This window comes from Donghicola sp. XS_ASV15 (genome assembly GCF_041224595.1).
Taxonomy (GTDB): Bacteria; Pseudomonadota; Alphaproteobacteria; order Rhodobacterales; family Rhodobacteraceae; genus Donghicola.
Map to the genome: position 1 here is coordinate 1 of NZ_JBGFGN010000081.1, position 16,549 is coordinate 16,549.

The window sequence follows — 16,549 nt, forward strand, 5'->3', positions numbered from 1 at the left end:
CCCCCACGGCCCTGTGGGCCTTCCCCCGGGGTATTTGGGCCAGGAAGAAAGCAGGGTGTTGACATGATTTTGTTTATGAACAAGTGTTCAATAAAGGGGTTTGGTTGATCTGGGAGGAATCGCCAATGTTCATGTCTTCGATGACGTTTGATCTGGGGGAAGAGGTCAACGCACTGCGCGAGATGGTGCATCGTTGGGCGCAGGAGCGGGTGAAGCCGATTGCGGCAGAAGTGGATCAGGGGAATGCCTTTCCGAACGAGCTCTGGCGCGAGATGGGGGAGCTTGGACTGCTTGGTGTGACTGTGGCCGAGGAATATGGCGGGGCGGGGATGTCCTATTTGGCGCATACCATCGCTGTCGAAGAGATTGCGCGGGCGAGCGCGTCGGTGTCGCTGAGCTATGGGGCCCATTCGAACCTGTGCGTCAACCAGATCAAGCTGAACGGGACCGAGGAGCAGAAGCAGAAATACCTGTCGCGGCTGATTAGTGGGGAGCATGTAGGTGCTCTTGCCATGTCCGAGGCGGGGGCGGGGTCCGATGTGGTCTCGATGACGCTAAAAGCCGAGAAGCGGAACGGGTATTACCTGCTGAATGGCAACAAGTACTGGATCACCAATGGGCCGGATGCGGATACTTTGGTGGTTTACGCCAAGACTGATCCCGAGGCGGGGTCCAAGGGGATCACAGCCTTTATCGTCGAGAAAGAGTTCAAGGGCTTTTCGACATCCAAGCATTTCGACAAGCTGGGGATGCGCGGGTCCAATACCGCCGAGCTGATTTTCGAGGACGTGGAAGTGCCCTTTGAGAATGTCCTTGGCGAAGAGGGCAAGGGCGTTCGGGTTCTGATGTCCGGTCTCGACTATGAACGTGTGGTTCTGGCGGGGATCGGGACGGGGATCATGGCGGCCTGTCTGGACGAGATTATGCCCTATCTGGCCGAGCGGACGCAGTTCGGGCAGCCCATCGGGAATTTCCAGCTGATGCAGGCCAAGATCGCAGACATGTACACCGCGATGAACAGTGCGCGGGCCTATGTCTACGAGGTCGCCAAGGCGTGTGATCGCGGGCAGGTGACGCGGCAGGATGCGGCGGCCTGTGTGCTCTATGCCAGTGAAGAAGCGATGAAGCAGGCTCATCAGGCCGTGCAGGCCATGGGCGGCGCGGGGTTCCTGAATGACAGTGTGGTCAGCCGCCTGTTCCGCGACGCCAAGCTGATGGAGATCGGTGCGGGCACCAGTGAAATCCGCCGGATGCTGATCGGGCGCGAACTGATGGGAACCATGAAGTGAGCTTGAGGCAGGTCGTTTTCACAGTGCTGGGGGCTTTTCTGGCCCTCGTGGCGGTGATCGGCCTGCGGCTGGGCTGGATTTCGGCGACCTTGACCGAGACCGAGGTGATCGAGCGTTACGCCTCGGCCTATTTGCAAGAGGCTGGGCAGGGCGCGGCGCTGACGGATTGCCATGCAGAGACGAGGCAGGCGCCTTGGATCAAGCTGCGTGTGGTTTGCCGGAACGCTGCGGGGCGCGAGTGGCGCTTTGGCGCGGGGCTGTGGGGGCAGCTCGTGTATGTTGAACGCATAGACCCCGTATCGCAGGAGCAACGCATATGACACGCGGATGGATGATCGCATTGGCCTTGGTGGCGACGGAAGCAAGTGCGGACGAAGAGTTTGTCTTTCACGAGGCGCTGGTTCAGCAGTGCTACGACAACGCCGTGTCGGGGAAATCGCAAGACTGTGTGGGCAGCGCGGCCGATCTGTGCATGGCACAGAACGAGGGCGGGTGGAGCACCTACGGGATGAACACCTGCATCGGCGAGGAGTTCGCGTGGTGGGATGCGGTGCTGAACCGTGAATACCAGCGCGTGATGGCGGCATCGAAGCAGGTCGATACGGAGATGGCGTGGATGCAGGTGCCTTCGGTTGCCGGCGCCCTGCGGGATATGCAGCGCGCGTGGATCGGGTTTCGGGATGGGACGTGCCTCTATGAGGTGTCCAAGTGGAGCAACGGGACAGGCGCGGGACCAGCCCATGCGGGATGCATGATGCGGCTGACCGCTGAGCAAGCGCTCTATCTGGCGGGCGAGGGGCACACCCAGTAGCGCCAAACTGCGGCAGGTCCGAAGGGGAGAGCGGGCCTGTTCAGAAACAACAAGGGAGGAGCGCCGATGGCGCGGTTGAGAAGTCAGGTCCAGACCGGATCGGAAACTTACAAAGCCAATCTGGCCGCCCATGAGGCGATGCTGGCCGAGGTGCGTGAAGCGGCTGACTGGGCTGCAGCGGGCGGCGGCGAGAAAGCCCGCGACCGGCATCTGAGCCGCGGCAAGATGCTGCCGCGCGATCGGGTCGGGGCTTTGCTGGATGCGGGCTCACCCTTTCTAGAGATTGGCGCCATGGCGGCGCACGGGTTGTACGACGGAGCCGCTCCTTGTGCAGGCGTCGTTGCAGGCATCGGTCGTGTCCACGGGCGCGATGTCATGGTTGTCTGCAACGACGCCACTGTAAAGGGCGGGACCTATTACCCGATGACGGTCAAAAAGCACCTGCGGGCCCAAGAGATCGCCGAGGAATGCAGGCTGCCTTGTGTCTATCTGGTGGATAGCGGCGGCGCGAACCTGCCCAATCAGGACGAGGTGTTTCCCGACCGCGATCACTTTGGCCGGATTTTCTATAATCAGGCTCGGATGAGCGCGAAGGGCATCCCGCAGATCGCCGTGGTGATGGGGTCGTGTACGGCGGGCGGGGCCTATGTGCCTGCGATGTCTGACGTTTCCATCATCGTCAAAGAGCAGGGCACGATTTTTCTAGCGGGGCCGCCCTTGGTGAAGGCCGCAACCGGAGAGATCGTGACCGCCGAGGATCTGGGCGGCGGGGACGTGCATACGCGGCTGTCCGGTGTGGCGGATTATCTGGCCGAGGATGACGCGCACGCTTTGGCGTTGGCACGGGAAGCTGTGCGGCACCTGAACTGCCCGCCTGCGGGATCGGTGGATTGGGCATCCGCCGAAGAGCCTGCCTATGATCCGGACGAAATTCTGGGCGTGGTGCCCGGTGATCTGCGCACCCCCTATGACATCCGCGAGGTGATCGCGCGGGTGGTGGACGGCAGCCGCTTTGACGAGTTTAAGGCGCGGTTCGGGGAGACTTTGGTCACCGGTTTTGCCCATGTGGAAGGGTGCCCTGTGGGGATCGTCGCCAACAACGGGGTGCTGTTTTCCGAAGCGGCGGTGAAGGGCGCTCATTTCATCGAGCTGTGTTCGCAGCGGAAGATCCCCTTGGTGTTTTTGCAGAACATCACGGGGTTCATGGTGGGCCGGAAGTACGAGAACGAAGGGATCGCGCGGCACGGGGCCAAGATGGTCACGGCGGTGGCCAGCACCTCGGTGCCGAAGATCACGATGCTGGTGGGGGGGTCCTTTGGCGCGGGGAATTACGGGATGGCCGGCCGGGCCTACCAGCCGCGGTTCCTGTGGACGTGGCCCAACAGCCGGATTTCGGTGATGGGCGGGCCGCAGGCGGCGGGGGTTCTGGCGACGGTGAAACGGGATGCCATCGAGCGGGCTGGCGGAGCGTGGAGTGCCGAGGAGGAAGCGGCCTTCAAGCAGCCGACGCTGGAGATGTTCGAGCGGCAGAGCCATCCTTTGTACGCCACGGCGCGGCTGTGGGACGACGGGATCATTGATCCGCGCAAGACGCGGGCGGTGTTGTCCCTGAGCCTGCGGGCGGCGCTGAATGCGCCGATTGAAGAGACAAAATTCGGCGTGTTCCGCATGTGAGTGCGGGTGGGGGATGGGGGCGCTGCCCCCGCGCCTTTGGCGCTCCCCCGGGGTATTTTCGCCAAGAAAGAGCAGCGGCCGAGGGGAGAAGGTCATGTTTGACAGCGTGTTGATTGCGAACCGTGGAGAGATTGCCTGCCGTGTGGCGCGGACAGCGCGGGCAATGGGCTTGCGCGTGGTGGCGGTTTATTCCGATGCGGATCGGGATGCGGCCCATGTGGCCATGGCGGATCAGGCCGTGTGGATCGGGGGGAATGCGCCCGCGGACAGCTATTTGCGCGGGGATCGCATTATCGCGGCGGCCTTGGAGGCTGGCGCGGGGGCGATCCATCCCGGTTATGGGTTCCTGTCCGAGAATGCCGAGTTTGTGGAGGCTGTGGAGGCGGCTGGTTTGGTCTTTGTCGGGCCGACCGCTGGGGCCATTCGGGCGATGGGGCTGAAGGATGCGGCCAAGGCGCTGATGGCCGAGGCGGGGGTGCCTGTGGTGCCCGGCTATCATGGGGCGGACCAGTCGGACGCGCTGTTGGCCGATGAGGCTGCGCGGATCGGCTATCCGGTGTTGATCAAAGCGGTCGCTGGCGGCGGCGGTAAGGGGATGCGCTTGGTCGAGAGCGTCGAAGGGTTTGCCGAGGCGCTGGCCAGTGCGCGGGCCGAGGCGCGGACGGCCTTTGGCAATGATGCGGTGCTGATCGAGAAGTATGTGAGCAGCCCGCGGCATATCGAGGTGCAGGTCTTTGGGGATGGTGAGCGGTTCGTGCATCTGTTCGAGCGGGACTGTTCGCTGCAGCGGCGCCATCAGAAGGTCATCGAGGAGGCTCCTGCGCCCGGCATGACGGACGAGATGCGTGAGGCGATGGGCGCTGCTGCTGTGCGCGCCGCCGAGGCGATCGGGTATCGCGGGGCGGGCACGGTGGAGTTCATTGTGGATGGGTCAGACGGGCTGCGGCCCGATCGGTTCTGGTTCATGGAGATGAACACGCGCCTTCAGGTTGAGCATCCGGTGACCGAGGCGATCACGGGTGTGGACTTGGTCGAGTGGCAATTGCGGGTCGCCATGGGAGAGCCTTTGCCCTTGCGGCAAGAGGATCTGTCGATCAACGGGCACGCGTTTGAAGTGCGTCTCTATGCCGAAGATGTGGCGGCTGGGTTCTTGCCCGCGACGGGACGTTTGGACCGTTTGCGTTTTGCACAGGAGTTGCGAGCTGATAGTGGCGTGCGCGAGGGCGACGAGATCAGCCCGCACTACGATCCCATGATTGCAAAGCTGATCAGCCACGGACCCAACCGTGCGATAGCGCTAGCACGTTTACGCAGGGGCATGATGCAATCTCAGGTTGCGGGAACGGAAACGAATCTCGACTTCCTAAAATCGCTGGCAAGTCATTGCGATTTTGCAGAGGGGCGCGTGGACACCGGTTTGATTGCCAGGTCGCTGGGGGATCTGCATTTTGCACCTGCAGCATCGCCTGAAGTGGTTGCGTTGGCTACAATTTCTGCAATTTCTGACGAAATTGCTGCAGATGCACATGCCGGCTTCGCACTTTGGTCGGGGCTTCGGCGATTTGTGCTGTTGACACAAGGGGATAAAGTGTGGACCGTATGCATGAAAATTGATGGTCCTCGCGCAGTGACAGTAGATCTGGGGGAGGAGCAGGTCACGCTTGAGCGAGACAGCGAGGGTCATTGGCGGGCAGGAGGGGCCCGCATCGGCGAGACGGTGGCACTGGGGGAGAGTGTCACCGTCTTCGCATCCCATACCTACAATTTTGCAATTGACGACCCGCTAAATCGTGCCTCTGATGGTGCAGATGAGGCACATCTTTTGGTTGCGCCAATGCCCGGTGTTGTCTCTGGTGTGCTCGTCAAGGCAGGGGATCCTGTCTCGGCCGGAATGCGCATGGCGCTGCTGGAGGCGATGAAAATGGAGCACACGCTTTGCGCCCCCCGCGATGGAGTCGTGGCAGATGTGTTGGTCTGCGAAGGTGACCAGATCGAGGCCGGTGTCGCAATGATCCGCCTTGAGGAGAGCGAGGAGGACGCCGCATGATCCGTTTGCACCACTGCCCGCAGACCCGCTCTATGCGGACGCTCTGGCTGTTGAATGAATTGGGGGTGCCGTTCGAGGTCGTGACCCATGGGTTCGACAAGAGCCTGCGGTCTGACGCCTTTCTGTCGATGTCGCCTGCGGGGCGGGTGCCCGCGCTGGAGATCGACGGCGACACCATGTTCGAGACGGGCGCAATCACCGAGTACCTGTGCGAGAGCTATCCTGATAGCGCCATGGGACGGCCTGTGGGTCATCCTGAGAGGCGTGACTGGCTGGTCTGGGTGCACTTTTCCGAGACGGTGAGCCAGCATTCGGCAGCGCTGACCCAGCAGCATGTAATGCTCTATGAGGACAGCATGCGGTCGCCCATCATCATGAAGCTGGAGGCGGCCCGCCTGAAGAAGTGCTATGCCGCGCTGGAGGATCGTTTGGACGGCCGGACATACTTGCTGGACGGCGGGTTCTCGGCCGCGGATGTCAGCGTGGGGCAGGCGATTTACATGTCGCGCCATTTTGCGCGGTTGACCGAGTTTCCGGCTTTGTCCGCGTGGTATGATCGGATCAGCGCGCGGCCCGCGTTCCAGGCCGCTTTGCCGGTCGAGGGGGAGCGCCTGCTCTATGCCGAGCCGTTCTACCCCGCGTGGGAGAGCTAAGGCTCGAGCTTCGTTTCTGTCATCGAACTGTCATGAAAAGTTCACGTGCGTTCGGGTTATTATTTCGGTTATTTATGAAATAAGGAATAAGTGGCGTGGAAGAGCGATCTTGCACGTCAGAGAGGCCGGTTCGGGCGCAGGTCAGCAGTGTTGTTACAAACCTGTGCGTCATGTGTTGCCAGAACCGTGCCAGTTTGCACGACCACTCGCATAGGAAGACTCTCATGTCAGACCGCAAGTTCAATGTTCTCTTCATCTGCGTCGGAAATTCGGCGCGCTCTATTTTTGCCGAGTCTTTGCTGCGCAGCTTGGGCGGCGATCGGTTCAATGCCTATTCCGCGGGGGTGCGCCCATCGTCTGACTTGAACCCGTTCGCGGTTCAGGTGCTGCAGGACAAGGGCCATGATGTGTCGGTCTTGCGGGCCAAGAACTTTGCCGAGTTCGCGGGCCCCGATGCGCCGCAACTGGATTTTGTGTTTACTGTTTGCGATCAGGCCGCGGCTGAGGAATGTCCTGTTTGGGAAGGTCAACCTATCAGCGGCCATTGGGGAATGCCTGATCCGGTCAAAGTCCAAGGGACCGATGCGCAAAAGGCACTGGCTTTTCAGCACGCTTATGGTGCGTTGAAGCACCGGATTGCGGCATTCGTTGCGCTGCCGGTCGAAAGTCTGGATCGTATCGCGCTACAATCTGCGGTGGACGAGATCGGAGCGACAGCGGCAGAAGATCTGGCCTAGTGCCCACATCTTGCGTGTGATGAACAGGGGCGTGGGCCGATTGGTCCGTGCACATTTTTTTCGTGTGGCGTGGTTCGCCACAACAAGTCAAAGGGGCAGGCTATGGGTGTTTTCGAGCGATTGTTGACGGTCTGGGTCGCGCTGGCCATGGTGGCTGGGATTGCGATCGGAGTGATGGCACCGGGACTGGTGCAGATGCTGGCGGGGGCCGAGGTGGCCTCGATCAACCTGGTGGTCGCGGTGCTGATCTGGGCCATGGTCTATCCGATGATGGTCAACGTGGATTTCGGCGCTGTGGCGGGGGTGGCGCGGCAGCCCAAGGGGCTGTTGGTGACCCTAGCGGTCAATTGGCTGATCAAGCCGTTTACCATGGCGTTGCTGGCCGTTCTGTTCTTTGAGGTCGTCTTTGCGCCCCTGATTTCGCCCGAGGATGCGGCGCAGTACACGGCGGGCTTGATCCTGCTGGGGGCAGCGCCGTGCACCGCAATGGTCTTTGTCTGGTCGCAGCTGACGCGCGGGGACGCGACCTATACGCTGGTGCAAGTGTCGGTGAATGACTTGATCATGGTTGTGGCGTTTGCGCCGATTGTGGCGTTCTTGCTGGGGGTGACCGAGATTGTCGTCCCGTGGGAGACCCTGGTGCTGGCGACGGTTCTGTACGTGGTTTTGCCGTTGGTGGCAGGGATGATCACGCGCAAGGTTCTGGCATCCGATACCGCGATTGAGGCGTTTTCAGCGCGGGTGAAGCCCCTTTCGATGATCGGGCTGATCGCGACGGTGGTGATCTTGTTTGGTCTGCAGGGCGAGGTGATCTTGGCCCGACCGGCGGTGATCGCGCTGATTGCGGTGCCGATCCTCATTCAGAGCTACGGGATGTTTGCGCTGGCCTATGGGGCCGCCTATGCGTTGAAGGTGCCACACAAGATTGCTGCACCCTGTGCGTTGATCGGGACGTCCAATTTCTTTGAGCTGGCGGTGGCTGTGGCGATCAGTTTGTTCGGGCTGAACAGCGGCGCGGCCTTGGCGACCGTGGTGGGCGTGCTGGTCGAGGTGCCGGTGATGCTGTCGCTTGTGGCCTTTGCGAACCGGACGCAGGGGGCGTTTGGGCGCGGATGAGCGCTAGAAATGAGTCACGCCGCTGGTGGGCGGCGTGATATGAGTATTTTGGGCAAAAAGAAGCGATGGGCGCGTCCGTATTTTGGGGCGCGCTTTTGCTTCTAGGTGGTGTGCCAGCGGCCTTCGAAATCCTCGGGGATGAGGGTGATCGAGGGATCGATCTGGTCGATGGTCTGGCGGCCGCAGAGCGCCATCGAGGTGTCCAGTTCCTTTTGGATGACTTCGAGCGCGGTTCTGACGCCCGCTTCACCCATGGCACCAAGGCCGTAGATGTAGGCGCGGCCGATGTGGGCCGCTTTGGCGCCCATGGCGAGGGCTTTGAGCACGTCCTGACCCGAGCGGATGCCGCTGTCGATATGCACGTCGGTTTTGTGGCCGACCGCGTCCACGATGGGGCGCAGCATGCGGATTGAACTGAGGGCACCGTCCAGCTGTCGGCCGCCGTGGTTCGATACGACGATGGCATCGGGCTCCAGTTCGGCGGCGCGCTTGGCGTCCTCGACATCCAGAATGCCCTTGAGGATGACTTTGCCGCCCCACATTTCCATCAGCTTGGCGACCTTGCCCCAGTCGAGGGCGGGGTCAAACTGCTCTGCCGTCCACGAGGACAGGGAGGAGGTGTCAGTAACCCCTTTGGCGTGGCCGACGATGTTGCCAAAGACGCGGCGCTTGGTTTGCAGCATCTCGAGGCCCCACGCCCATTTGGTGGCGAGGTTCGCGATGGATTTGGGGGTGAGTTTCGGCGGAGCGGACAGGCCGTTTTTCAGGTCTTTGTGACGCTGGCCAAGGATTTGCAGGTCGAGCGTGATGACGAGGGCCGAGCATTTTGCGGCTTTGGCCCGTTCGATCAGTCGCTTGGTATAGTCCATGTCCTTCATGGTGTAGAGCTGGAACCAGAAGGGTTTTTCCGTGTTCTCGGCCACGTCCTCGATCGAGCAGATCGACATGGTGGACAGGGTGTAGGGCACGCCGAATTTGCCAGCGGCGCGCGCGGCAAGGATTTCGCCATCGGCGTGCTGCATGCCGGTCATGCCAACCGGCGACAAGGCCACGGGCATGGTGGCGTCTGTTCCGATGATCTGGGTTTTCTGGCTGCGGCCCGTCATGTCCACGGCGACGCGCTGGCGTAGGCGGATCTTGTCGTAATCGGTGACGTTCTCGCGGAAGGTCTGTTCGGTCCAGCTGCCGCTTTCGCAGTAATCAAAAAACATCCGCGGGGCGCGGCGTTCGTGGATTTTCTTTAAATCGTCGATGCACGTGATGACAGGCATTACAAATCGCTCCAATTGGTATGGAAGTTTTACCAATTGGAGCGGTTCGCGGCAAGGCTATTTCTTGGCGCCTGCTTTGGGTTCTGTGAGGTGGTCGTGATCCACCACGGTCCACGGCAGGCCCGTGTTGCGGAAGATGCGTTTTCTTTGGTGAGGGTAGTCGCCGACGTCGTGGGGCAGGCGTTGGCCGACAACGATCAGGCGCAGGGTTGTCTCGCCGGTGTTGGTGATCCCGTGGGGCAGGCCGCCTGCGCGATAGCCGATAAAGTCGCCGGGGCCGATGGGGAGCGAGGCCTCGCCTATATGGGCGGTGGCGGTGCCCTCCAACACGTAGACGCATTCGTCCTCGTGGTGGTGGACATGGAATTCGGTGGTGTCGCAGCCGGGTGCGACCTCGATGATGTGAAAGCCGAGGCCGGTTAGGCCCGTCAGATCGCCTAGGCTCTTGTTCACGCGCTGGGCGTTGGGGTTCAGGAAGTGGGCTTTGTGCAGCCCTTCCATCTGGGCAATCTCGTCGGCGCGGACAATGTAGGGTTCGTCGGTCATCGGCTCTCTCGGAATACATCAATGCTATGGGCTGATGGTACGAGGGCCGGGCTGATCCGCCTAATTATAAAGGCGTGAGGGGATGTTTCAGAGCACGAAAAAGGGCCCGCGAGGGGCCCTTTGGAAATGCGATATTGGCTGGGATCAGGCCGCGTGGGCGCCGTCAGCCAGCGATTTGACGAAGGCGGCGATGTCTTCGACCGATTTGCCCTCGGCGATCTGGTTCACGATGGCCGAGCCGACCACGGTGCCGTCCGCGATGCCCGCGATGGATTTCGCGGTCTCGGGGGATTTGACGCCGAAGCCGACGATGATCGGCAGGTCGGTTTGCGATTTGATGCGCGCGACTTCGGGGGCGACGGTGGTCGCGTTTGCTTCGGCCGCGCCTGTGATGCCGGTGATCGAGACATAGTACACAAAGCCGCTGGTGTTCTGCAGAACCTTGAGTAGGCGCTTGTCATCGGTGGTCGGGGTCGCGAGGCGGATGAAGTTGATGCCTTTGGCCTGCGCGGGAATGCAGAGCTCGTCATCCTCTTCGGGGGGCAGGTCGACGATGATCAGACCGTCGATGCCAGCCTCGACCGCGTCATCCAGAAACTTGTCCACGCCGCGGTTATAGATAGGGTTGTAGTAGCCCATCAGAACGATCGGCGTCGTCGTGTCTTCGGCGCGGAAGTCGCGGGCCATCTGCAGGGTCTTTTCCAGCGTCATGCCGCCCGCAAGGGCGCGCTGACCGGCCAGCTGGATGGTTGGGCCGTCGGCCATGGGATCGGTAAAGGGCACACCCAGTTCGATCACGTCCACACCGGCTGCGGGCAGAGCCTTCATCACGGCAAGGGATTTGTCGTAATCGGGATCGCCACCCATGATGTAGGCAACAAAGCCCTTTTTGTTCTGCTCTTTGAGTGCGGCAAATTTGGCGTCGATCCGAGTCATGTTCTTCCCGTCCGTAAATGGTTCGGGAAGGTGTTGCGCGGATCAGGGGGCAAGGTCAAGCATCTACGCCCTGATTGCGGGCTGTCGGTGGCAGTTTGGCGGCCAGACGGGCAGGGGCGCGCACTTCCAGATTGACTTGGTGCGGGTGCGGCGCTGATCTGACTCTATTGGTTCAAGGAGATTATGATGTTGGAATTGCGCCCGAATTGCGAATGGTGCGGCTGTGATCTGCCGCCCGATAGTCTGGACGCGCGGATCTGCAGCTATGAATGCACCTACTGCGCGACATGTGTCGAAGAGGTGCTGCATAATGTCTGTGCGACCTGCGGGGGCGGTCTGGTGCCGCGTCCGATCCGGCCCAAAACCAATCACCGACCGCAAAAGAAGCTGGGACTGGGATACCATCCTGCCAGCACAGCGCGCGTGACGTCCCAGTGGACACCCGAAGAGGTCGAGAGTTTTAGCAAAATGCTGTCCGGCATCCCGCCCGAAGAGCGGTAGGGATGCCAGAGTGCGGGCCGTCTTAGGCGGCCTGCGGGTTGCTTTTGGGTTTCGCGGGGACCTTGGCCGGGAGAGCGGGCTTGGCCTCTGGCGGTGCGGCCGGAGTGGGCACAGTCACGTTCACCACAGGCGCGGGATCAGGCTCGCGCATTTTTGCACGGCGCATAAACAGCAGGCCAAGCAGCGCCAGCGCGATTTGCAAAAGGTGGGGCAGGGCAATCGCTTCGTCCGTCAGTGCGGTCGCCAGCGGACCAAGTTCGACGGGGATGTAAGGCGAGACCATCGTGGTCTGGGGCGCGATACGATCCGAGAAGGGCGTGCCCACAATCGACTGATCCGGCGCATCCTCGAGTTCCGAAGCCGCAGCCAGACCCCATGTGATCCCCGGTCCTTTGGCGGTTTCGAAGCATGTGCTCTCGATTTGACGCATCCTTGGTTCGTACTGGGCCTGCTGGATGGTCAAGGAGCCTTGCATGATCCAGAAACCCAGACTGGCCACAATCGCAACCAACAAGATGGAGCGCGCGCGGAAGTAAAAGGCAAGCGCGATGAGGGCCAAACCACCCGTGATAGACCATAGCGAAACTAACAAAAGACGGTCGTCAATCCGCGAGATGGTGCCAAGGAGGCTGAAATACTCTTCTTTGATGAACCCGTTGCACAGGTGGATGAGGGTGCTTTCCATGACTGCTCTGTATAATTTTTGTAAATAAGGGACCGATGACCGGCAGGTTGAATATAGCCAATGTTACAAGGGCCGAGAGGCAAAGTCATTGCGGTTTCGCCTTACATTCAAGGGGCGGCAACGGTGAATGCTGCACAGCAGCGGTTAGATCGACTGCCTTGAGTGCGGCGGCACCGGCTGCCGGGTTCGTTGATCGGGAGTTTCGCGCGAAGCGGGGCTTTGCGGACGGTCGCCCTTGACCCAGCCCCCCAACAGACCCTAGATGCCCCCGATCAAGCACAAGGAGCGCCGCATTATGGGCTTTAAGATGGGGATTGTGGGTCTGCCGAATGTCGGTAAGTCCACTCTGTTCAACGCACTGACCAAGACCGCGGCTGCGCAGGCTGCAAACTTTCCGTTCTGCACCATCGAGCCCAACGTGGGCGAAGTGGCCGTGCCCGACGCACGTCTGGACAAACTGGCCAGCATCGCAGGCTCGAAAGAGATCATTCCCGCGCGCATGACCTTTGTGGACATCGCGGGTCTGGTCAAAGGCGCGTCGCAGGGCGAAGGTCTGGGCAACCAGTTTCTGGCCAACATCCGTGAGACCGACGCAATCGCACAGGTTCTGCGCTGCTTCGAAGATGACGACATCACCCACGTAGATGGCCGCGTTGACCCGATTGCGGATGCCGAAGTGATCGAGACAGAACTCATGCTGGCCGACATGGAAAGCATCGAAAAGCGTCTGGCCAACCTGACCCGCAAAATCCGCGGCGGCGACAAAGAGGCCGTGGCCCAAGAGCGCCTGCTGAAAATGGCGAGCGAAGCGCTGGAGAACGGCAAGCCCGCCCGCACGGTCGAGGTGGACGAAGATGATCAGAAAGCTTGGAAAATGCTCCAGCTGCTGACGTCGAAACCGATCCTGTACGTGTGCAACGTGGACGAAGGCTCTGCTGGAACCGGCAACGAATTTAGCGCCAAGGTCGAGGCAATGGCGGCCGAGCAGGGCGCGAGCACTGTCATCATCAGCGCGCAGATCGAAGAAGAGATCAGCCAGCTCGACAAAGACGAAGCCGAGATGTTCCTAGGCGAGATGGGCCTCGAAGAGCCCGGTTTGGACCGTTTGATCCGTGCGGGCTACGACCTGCTGGGCCTACAGACTTATTTCACCGTCGGCCCCAAAGAGGCCCGCGCCTGGACTATCCGCAAGGGCATGTTGGCCCCGCAGGCCGCTGGGGTCATCCACGGCGATTTCGAGCGTGGCTTCATCCGTGCAGAAACCATCGCTTATGACGACTACGTCGCGGGCAATGGCGAAACCGGCGCCAAAGAGGCGGGCAAGATGCGGGTCGAAGGCAAGACCTACGAAGTCAAAGACGGCGACGTTCTACACTTCCTGTTTAACGCCTAAATCACCTCATTCTGAGAATGGCAAAGCGCCTTCGGTTTCTCGGGAGGCGCTTTTTCTCTGCCTGGGCTGAATTCCATACTTATCTTTTGGATAGTTCGGCGCAACACTCCACAACATTGAACGGCCAAGTCGATTCTTGGTCCGAGGATCATTTTGTTGGAGATTTTTATGCAAAAAAATTGGGATTTTAGTCGGGGCGAAGGCGTCTCGAACGAAATTGATTGGACATTTCTGGATGGTGCTTCCGAGACATTTTTGGGTGAAAACGGTATTATCGAAGGTGTTAGGGTTTTAGGTTTGAAGCCTTACTATTGGTCGCCTAGCAATAGCTACGCCGATTTGAACTTCCAGGATCGCGTTTCTTTCACTGAAGGAACAGAACAATACTCGATCCTCGGGAACTATTTGGACGCTACCGGTAGCGCGACCTACTGGTTCGATTCCCGGGTCACGGCACTGACATTTAACGACAGCACGACCGACGAACGCTGGATTGTGACCTTCGACGAGTCTGACCTTAGTTTTGACGATCTCGTCGCAACTTACCTCGAGGTGGGAGCAGAAGACATGTCCGCTGTCCTCTTTGATAGTGATGACGGCATGATCGGATCTGACGGCGATGATCTGTTCTACGGCTATGGGGGCGATGACGTCGTCAAGGCCAAACGCGGCGCAGATAGCATCTACGGTGGGCAGGGCGACGATCAACTCTATGGTCGAGCAGGTGCCGATTCCTTGGTTGGGGGTTCTGGAAGCGACGACCTTACAGGAGGCAAGGGAAACGATACCCTCATGGGGGGGGCTGGAAATGACGACCTTGAAGGAGGCATGGGAAACGATACCCTGACGGGAGGTGCGGGCGAGGATTACCTCTATGGTGGAGCTCAGGACGACATACTTGATGGCGGCGCAGGGGCTGATTCCCTTTATGCTGGTGACGGATATGATCTCCTGTATGGCGGGGATGGAAACGACTACATGGTGGGCGGATGGTATTATTCCAGCATCTCTGAACTCTACGGCGAAGATGGTGATGACATCCTCTGGGGTGATGGTGGAATTTCCACGATACTCGATGGAGGGGCCGGAAATGACGAACTCTATGCTGCGTGGAGCTATGATTACTACTATGGCTACTCGGACTATGAACCCACCACAGAACTGTATGGCGGAGTAGGAAACGACAGACTTGTTTCACGCAACATTGGTGATTTGCTTGATGGCGGCGCAGGTTCGGACCAGATGCATGGTCGGAATGGCAACGATACGATGACCGGCGGCGCTGGCGCGGATACCATCCGCGGCGGTCGCGGTGATGATGCGATTGAGGGCGGTGCTGGCGATGACGAAATTTATGGCGGCGGTGGACGGGATACGATCCTTGCGGGACCGGGCGCTGATACGCTGACAGGTGGCAACGGCGCGGATCAGTTTGTCTTCGAGAATACGGACGAAGGCGCGTTGATCCTCGATTTCGTATCTGGCACCGATACCATCGTTCTCGAGGGCATGGCTGAATTCGAAGATTCCGTTACCTTTGCAACCGCAGTGATCGATTGGGCCGAAGGTGCCCCCGAACCGGAATTCTCGGAGATTGTTCATATGGTTGTGGGGGATTTGACCATCGAACTCGTCGGAACGGGCGTCTTCATTGAAGAGTCCGACTTGATCTTTACCTGACAACAGGTTGCGGCGCTTTGGCGACGGAAAAAACTGTCACCAAAGCGTCAATCTGCTCTTGTGCCTGCCCCCCGAGAAATGTAGACCCATCGGCGGAGACGTGGCCGAGTGGTCGAAGGCGCTCCCCTGCTAAGGGAGTAGGCGAGGAATCGTCTCGAGGGTTCGAATCCCTTCGTCTCCGCCATTTAGAATGGCTTCAAAATTTATTTCGCTCTACATATCAAGTACTTGCTTGGCGTACCCGCTTCTTCGGTCCGCTGCTAACCTTGTTTTGCCACACATTTTGCCACACAATCCGCATCACAGAACTGGTGTGGAGGGCGGGGAATGTCGGTCGTCAAACGCGGTGGTGTGTATCATTTGCGGCGGCGTGTTCCCGTCAGATTCAAGAGCGTCGAGGACCGGACGTCGGTATATGTCAGCCTCAAGACAGACTCCGAGACGATGGCCAATGCGAAAGCTCCCATGGTCTGGGAGCGGCTCGTGAAAGCGTGGGAAGACGCGCTGGCTGGCCAGACCGGCGACTCTGTTAAAAAGTTCGAGCAAGCCCAGAAGCTGGCGGTGGCCAGCGGCTTTGAATACATGGGCAGCGCTCAGGTTGCAGAACTCCCCATTAAAGATCTCCTCGCGCGGGTAGAGGCGATCGAAGCGGGCGTGGCGAACACCAATGTGCAGGCGAATGCGGTGCTGGGCGGCGTGGAACGGCCCAAGATCAAGGTGTCGAAGGCGCTGGAGATGTATTGGGACCTCACCAAGCTCGATATCCAGAATAAGAGCCCGGATCAGGTGCGGCGCTGGATAAACCCGCGCAAGAAAGCCGTAAAGAACTTCATTCTGGTCTGCGGCGACAAGCCCATCGACGAGATCACTCAGGACGACATGTTCGATTTCCGTGACTGGTGGGAGGTCCGAATTCTAGACGAGGGCGTGACGGGGCAGACCGCGAACAAGGACTTCATCCACCTGCGGTCGGTCTTGAAGACAGTGAACTCCAAGAAACGGCTCCAGATTGTCCTTCCGAATGAGAAGATCAGCCTGCCGGAAACGGAGCCCAAGGAGCGGCCACCGAAGGTCACGTCCGTCAAGGTGGTGTAATTTGTCGGGTGGCCTGAGGTCATGATCAGGCGGCTTTTATGCTGAGAATTGGGTCTGTCTCCTCGTTGTCGATCTGAGCGAATGCCTCGACCATCATGTAGCGGCTGGCGGTTTG

15 protein-coding genes, 1 tRNA gene and 1 pseudogene are annotated in these 16,549 nt (G+C 60.0%); 13 read left to right on the forward strand and 4 right to left on the reverse strand.

The annotated features are described in order from the left end of the window. Window positions 1–125: 125 nt before the first annotated feature. From AB9K37_RS02265 to arsB, 8 genes and pseudogenes are all read left to right on the forward strand, one after another. Window positions 126–1,289, forward strand: coding sequence for an isovaleryl-CoA dehydrogenase (locus tag AB9K37_RS02265; protein WP_369835354.1), 1,164 nt, complete (start codon window positions 126–128; stop codon window positions 1,287–1,289). Next, window positions 1,286–1,609 (forward strand): hypothetical protein, encoded by a 324-nt coding sequence (locus tag AB9K37_RS02270; RefSeq protein ID WP_369835355.1) that lies wholly within the window; start codon window positions 1,286–1,288, stop codon window positions 1,607–1,609. Before AB9K37_RS02265 ends, AB9K37_RS02270 begins: the two co-directional genes overlap by 4 nt. Then, complete coding sequence (locus AB9K37_RS02275; protein WP_369835356.1) at window positions 1,606–2,100, forward strand: lysozyme inhibitor LprI family protein; 495 nt, start codon at window positions 1,606–1,608, stop codon at window positions 2,098–2,100. Before AB9K37_RS02270 ends, AB9K37_RS02275 begins: the two co-directional genes overlap by 4 nt. A gap of 66 nt (window positions 2,101–2,166) precedes the next feature. Continuing rightward, window positions 2,167–3,774 carry a carboxyl transferase domain-containing protein gene (locus tag AB9K37_RS02280; RefSeq protein ID WP_369835357.1) on the forward strand — a complete coding sequence of 536 codons (1,608 nt, stop codon included), beginning with the start codon at window positions 2,167–2,169 and terminating at the stop codon, window positions 3,772–3,774. Window positions 3,775–3,868: 94 nt separating this feature from the next. Next, a complete protein-coding gene (locus tag AB9K37_RS02285) occupies window positions 3,869–5,821 on the forward strand; it encodes a biotin carboxylase N-terminal domain-containing protein (RefSeq protein ID WP_369835358.1) in 1,953 nt (650 codons plus the stop codon). After that, complete coding sequence (locus AB9K37_RS02290) at window positions 5,818–6,474, forward strand: glutathione S-transferase family protein (protein ID WP_369835359.1); 657 nt, start codon at window positions 5,818–5,820, stop codon at window positions 6,472–6,474. Before AB9K37_RS02285 ends, AB9K37_RS02290 begins: the two co-directional genes overlap by 4 nt. Before the next feature lie 224 nt (window positions 6,475–6,698). Beyond that, window positions 6,699–7,211: pseudogene (locus AB9K37_RS02295) on the forward strand (arsenate reductase ArsC); the annotation flags it as partial. A 102-nt stretch (window positions 7,212–7,313) separates the two neighbouring features. Beyond that, window positions 7,314–8,327: an ACR3 family arsenite efflux transporter gene (arsB, locus tag AB9K37_RS02300; protein WP_369835360.1), complete on the forward strand. Its 1,014-nt coding sequence runs from the start codon at window positions 7,314–7,316 to the stop codon at window positions 8,325–8,327. 101 nt (window positions 8,328–8,428) lie between these two features. On the opposite strand, the gene AB9K37_RS02305 is transcribed toward arsB, so the two are convergent. From AB9K37_RS02305 to trpA, 3 genes are all read right to left on the reverse strand, one after another. Then, a complete protein-coding gene (locus AB9K37_RS02305) occupies window positions 8,429–9,598 on the reverse strand; it encodes an L-lactate dehydrogenase (RefSeq protein WP_369835361.1) in 1,170 nt (389 codons plus the stop codon). 57 nt (window positions 9,599–9,655) lie between these two features. After that, the gene (locus AB9K37_RS02310) at window positions 9,656–10,144 is read right to left on the reverse strand and encodes a cupin domain-containing protein (protein ID WP_369835362.1); all 489 of its coding nucleotides are present in this window, start codon (window positions 10,142–10,144) and stop codon (window positions 9,656–9,658) included. A gap of 144 nt (window positions 10,145–10,288) precedes the next feature. After that, window positions 10,289–11,080 (reverse strand): tryptophan synthase subunit alpha, encoded by a 792-nt coding sequence (gene trpA, locus AB9K37_RS02315; RefSeq protein WP_369835363.1) that lies wholly within the window; start codon window positions 11,078–11,080, stop codon window positions 10,289–10,291. Window positions 11,081–11,266: 186 nt separating this feature from the next. Here trpA and AB9K37_RS02320 point away from each other — a divergent pair, with 186 nt between their 5' ends. Further along, the gene (locus tag AB9K37_RS02320; RefSeq protein WP_369835364.1) at window positions 11,267–11,581 is read left to right on the forward strand and encodes a DUF1272 domain-containing protein; all 315 of its coding nucleotides are present in this window, start codon (window positions 11,267–11,269) and stop codon (window positions 11,579–11,581) included. Between the two features lie 22 nt (window positions 11,582–11,603). Here AB9K37_RS02320 and AB9K37_RS02325 read toward each other — a convergent pair whose 3' ends face one another. Then, window positions 11,604–12,266: a hypothetical protein gene (locus AB9K37_RS02325; RefSeq protein WP_369835365.1), complete on the reverse strand. Its 663-nt coding sequence runs from the start codon at window positions 12,264–12,266 to the stop codon at window positions 11,604–11,606. 295 nt (window positions 12,267–12,561) lie between these two features. Here AB9K37_RS02325 and ychF point away from each other — a divergent pair, with 295 nt between their 5' ends. The 4 genes from ychF (at window position 12,562) to AB9K37_RS02345 (ending at window position 16,434) form a co-directional block, all read left to right on the forward strand. Next, window positions 12,562–13,659 carry a redox-regulated ATPase YchF gene (ychF, locus tag AB9K37_RS02330; protein WP_369835368.1) on the forward strand — a complete coding sequence of 366 codons (1,098 nt, stop codon included), beginning with the start codon at window positions 12,562–12,564 and terminating at the stop codon, window positions 13,657–13,659. 168 nt (window positions 13,660–13,827) lie between these two features. After that, complete coding sequence (locus AB9K37_RS02335; RefSeq protein WP_369835366.1) at window positions 13,828–15,339, forward strand: calcium-binding protein; 1,512 nt, start codon at window positions 13,828–13,830, stop codon at window positions 15,337–15,339. Between the two features lie 94 nt (window positions 15,340–15,433). Further along, window positions 15,434–15,523: transfer RNA gene (locus tag AB9K37_RS02340), tRNA-Ser, on the forward strand. A gap of 143 nt (window positions 15,524–15,666) precedes the next feature. After that, entirely contained in the window at window positions 15,667–16,434 is a 768-nt protein-coding gene (locus AB9K37_RS02345; protein ID WP_369835367.1) for a DUF6538 domain-containing protein, read from the forward strand. Window positions 16,435–16,549: the final 115 nt, after the last annotated feature.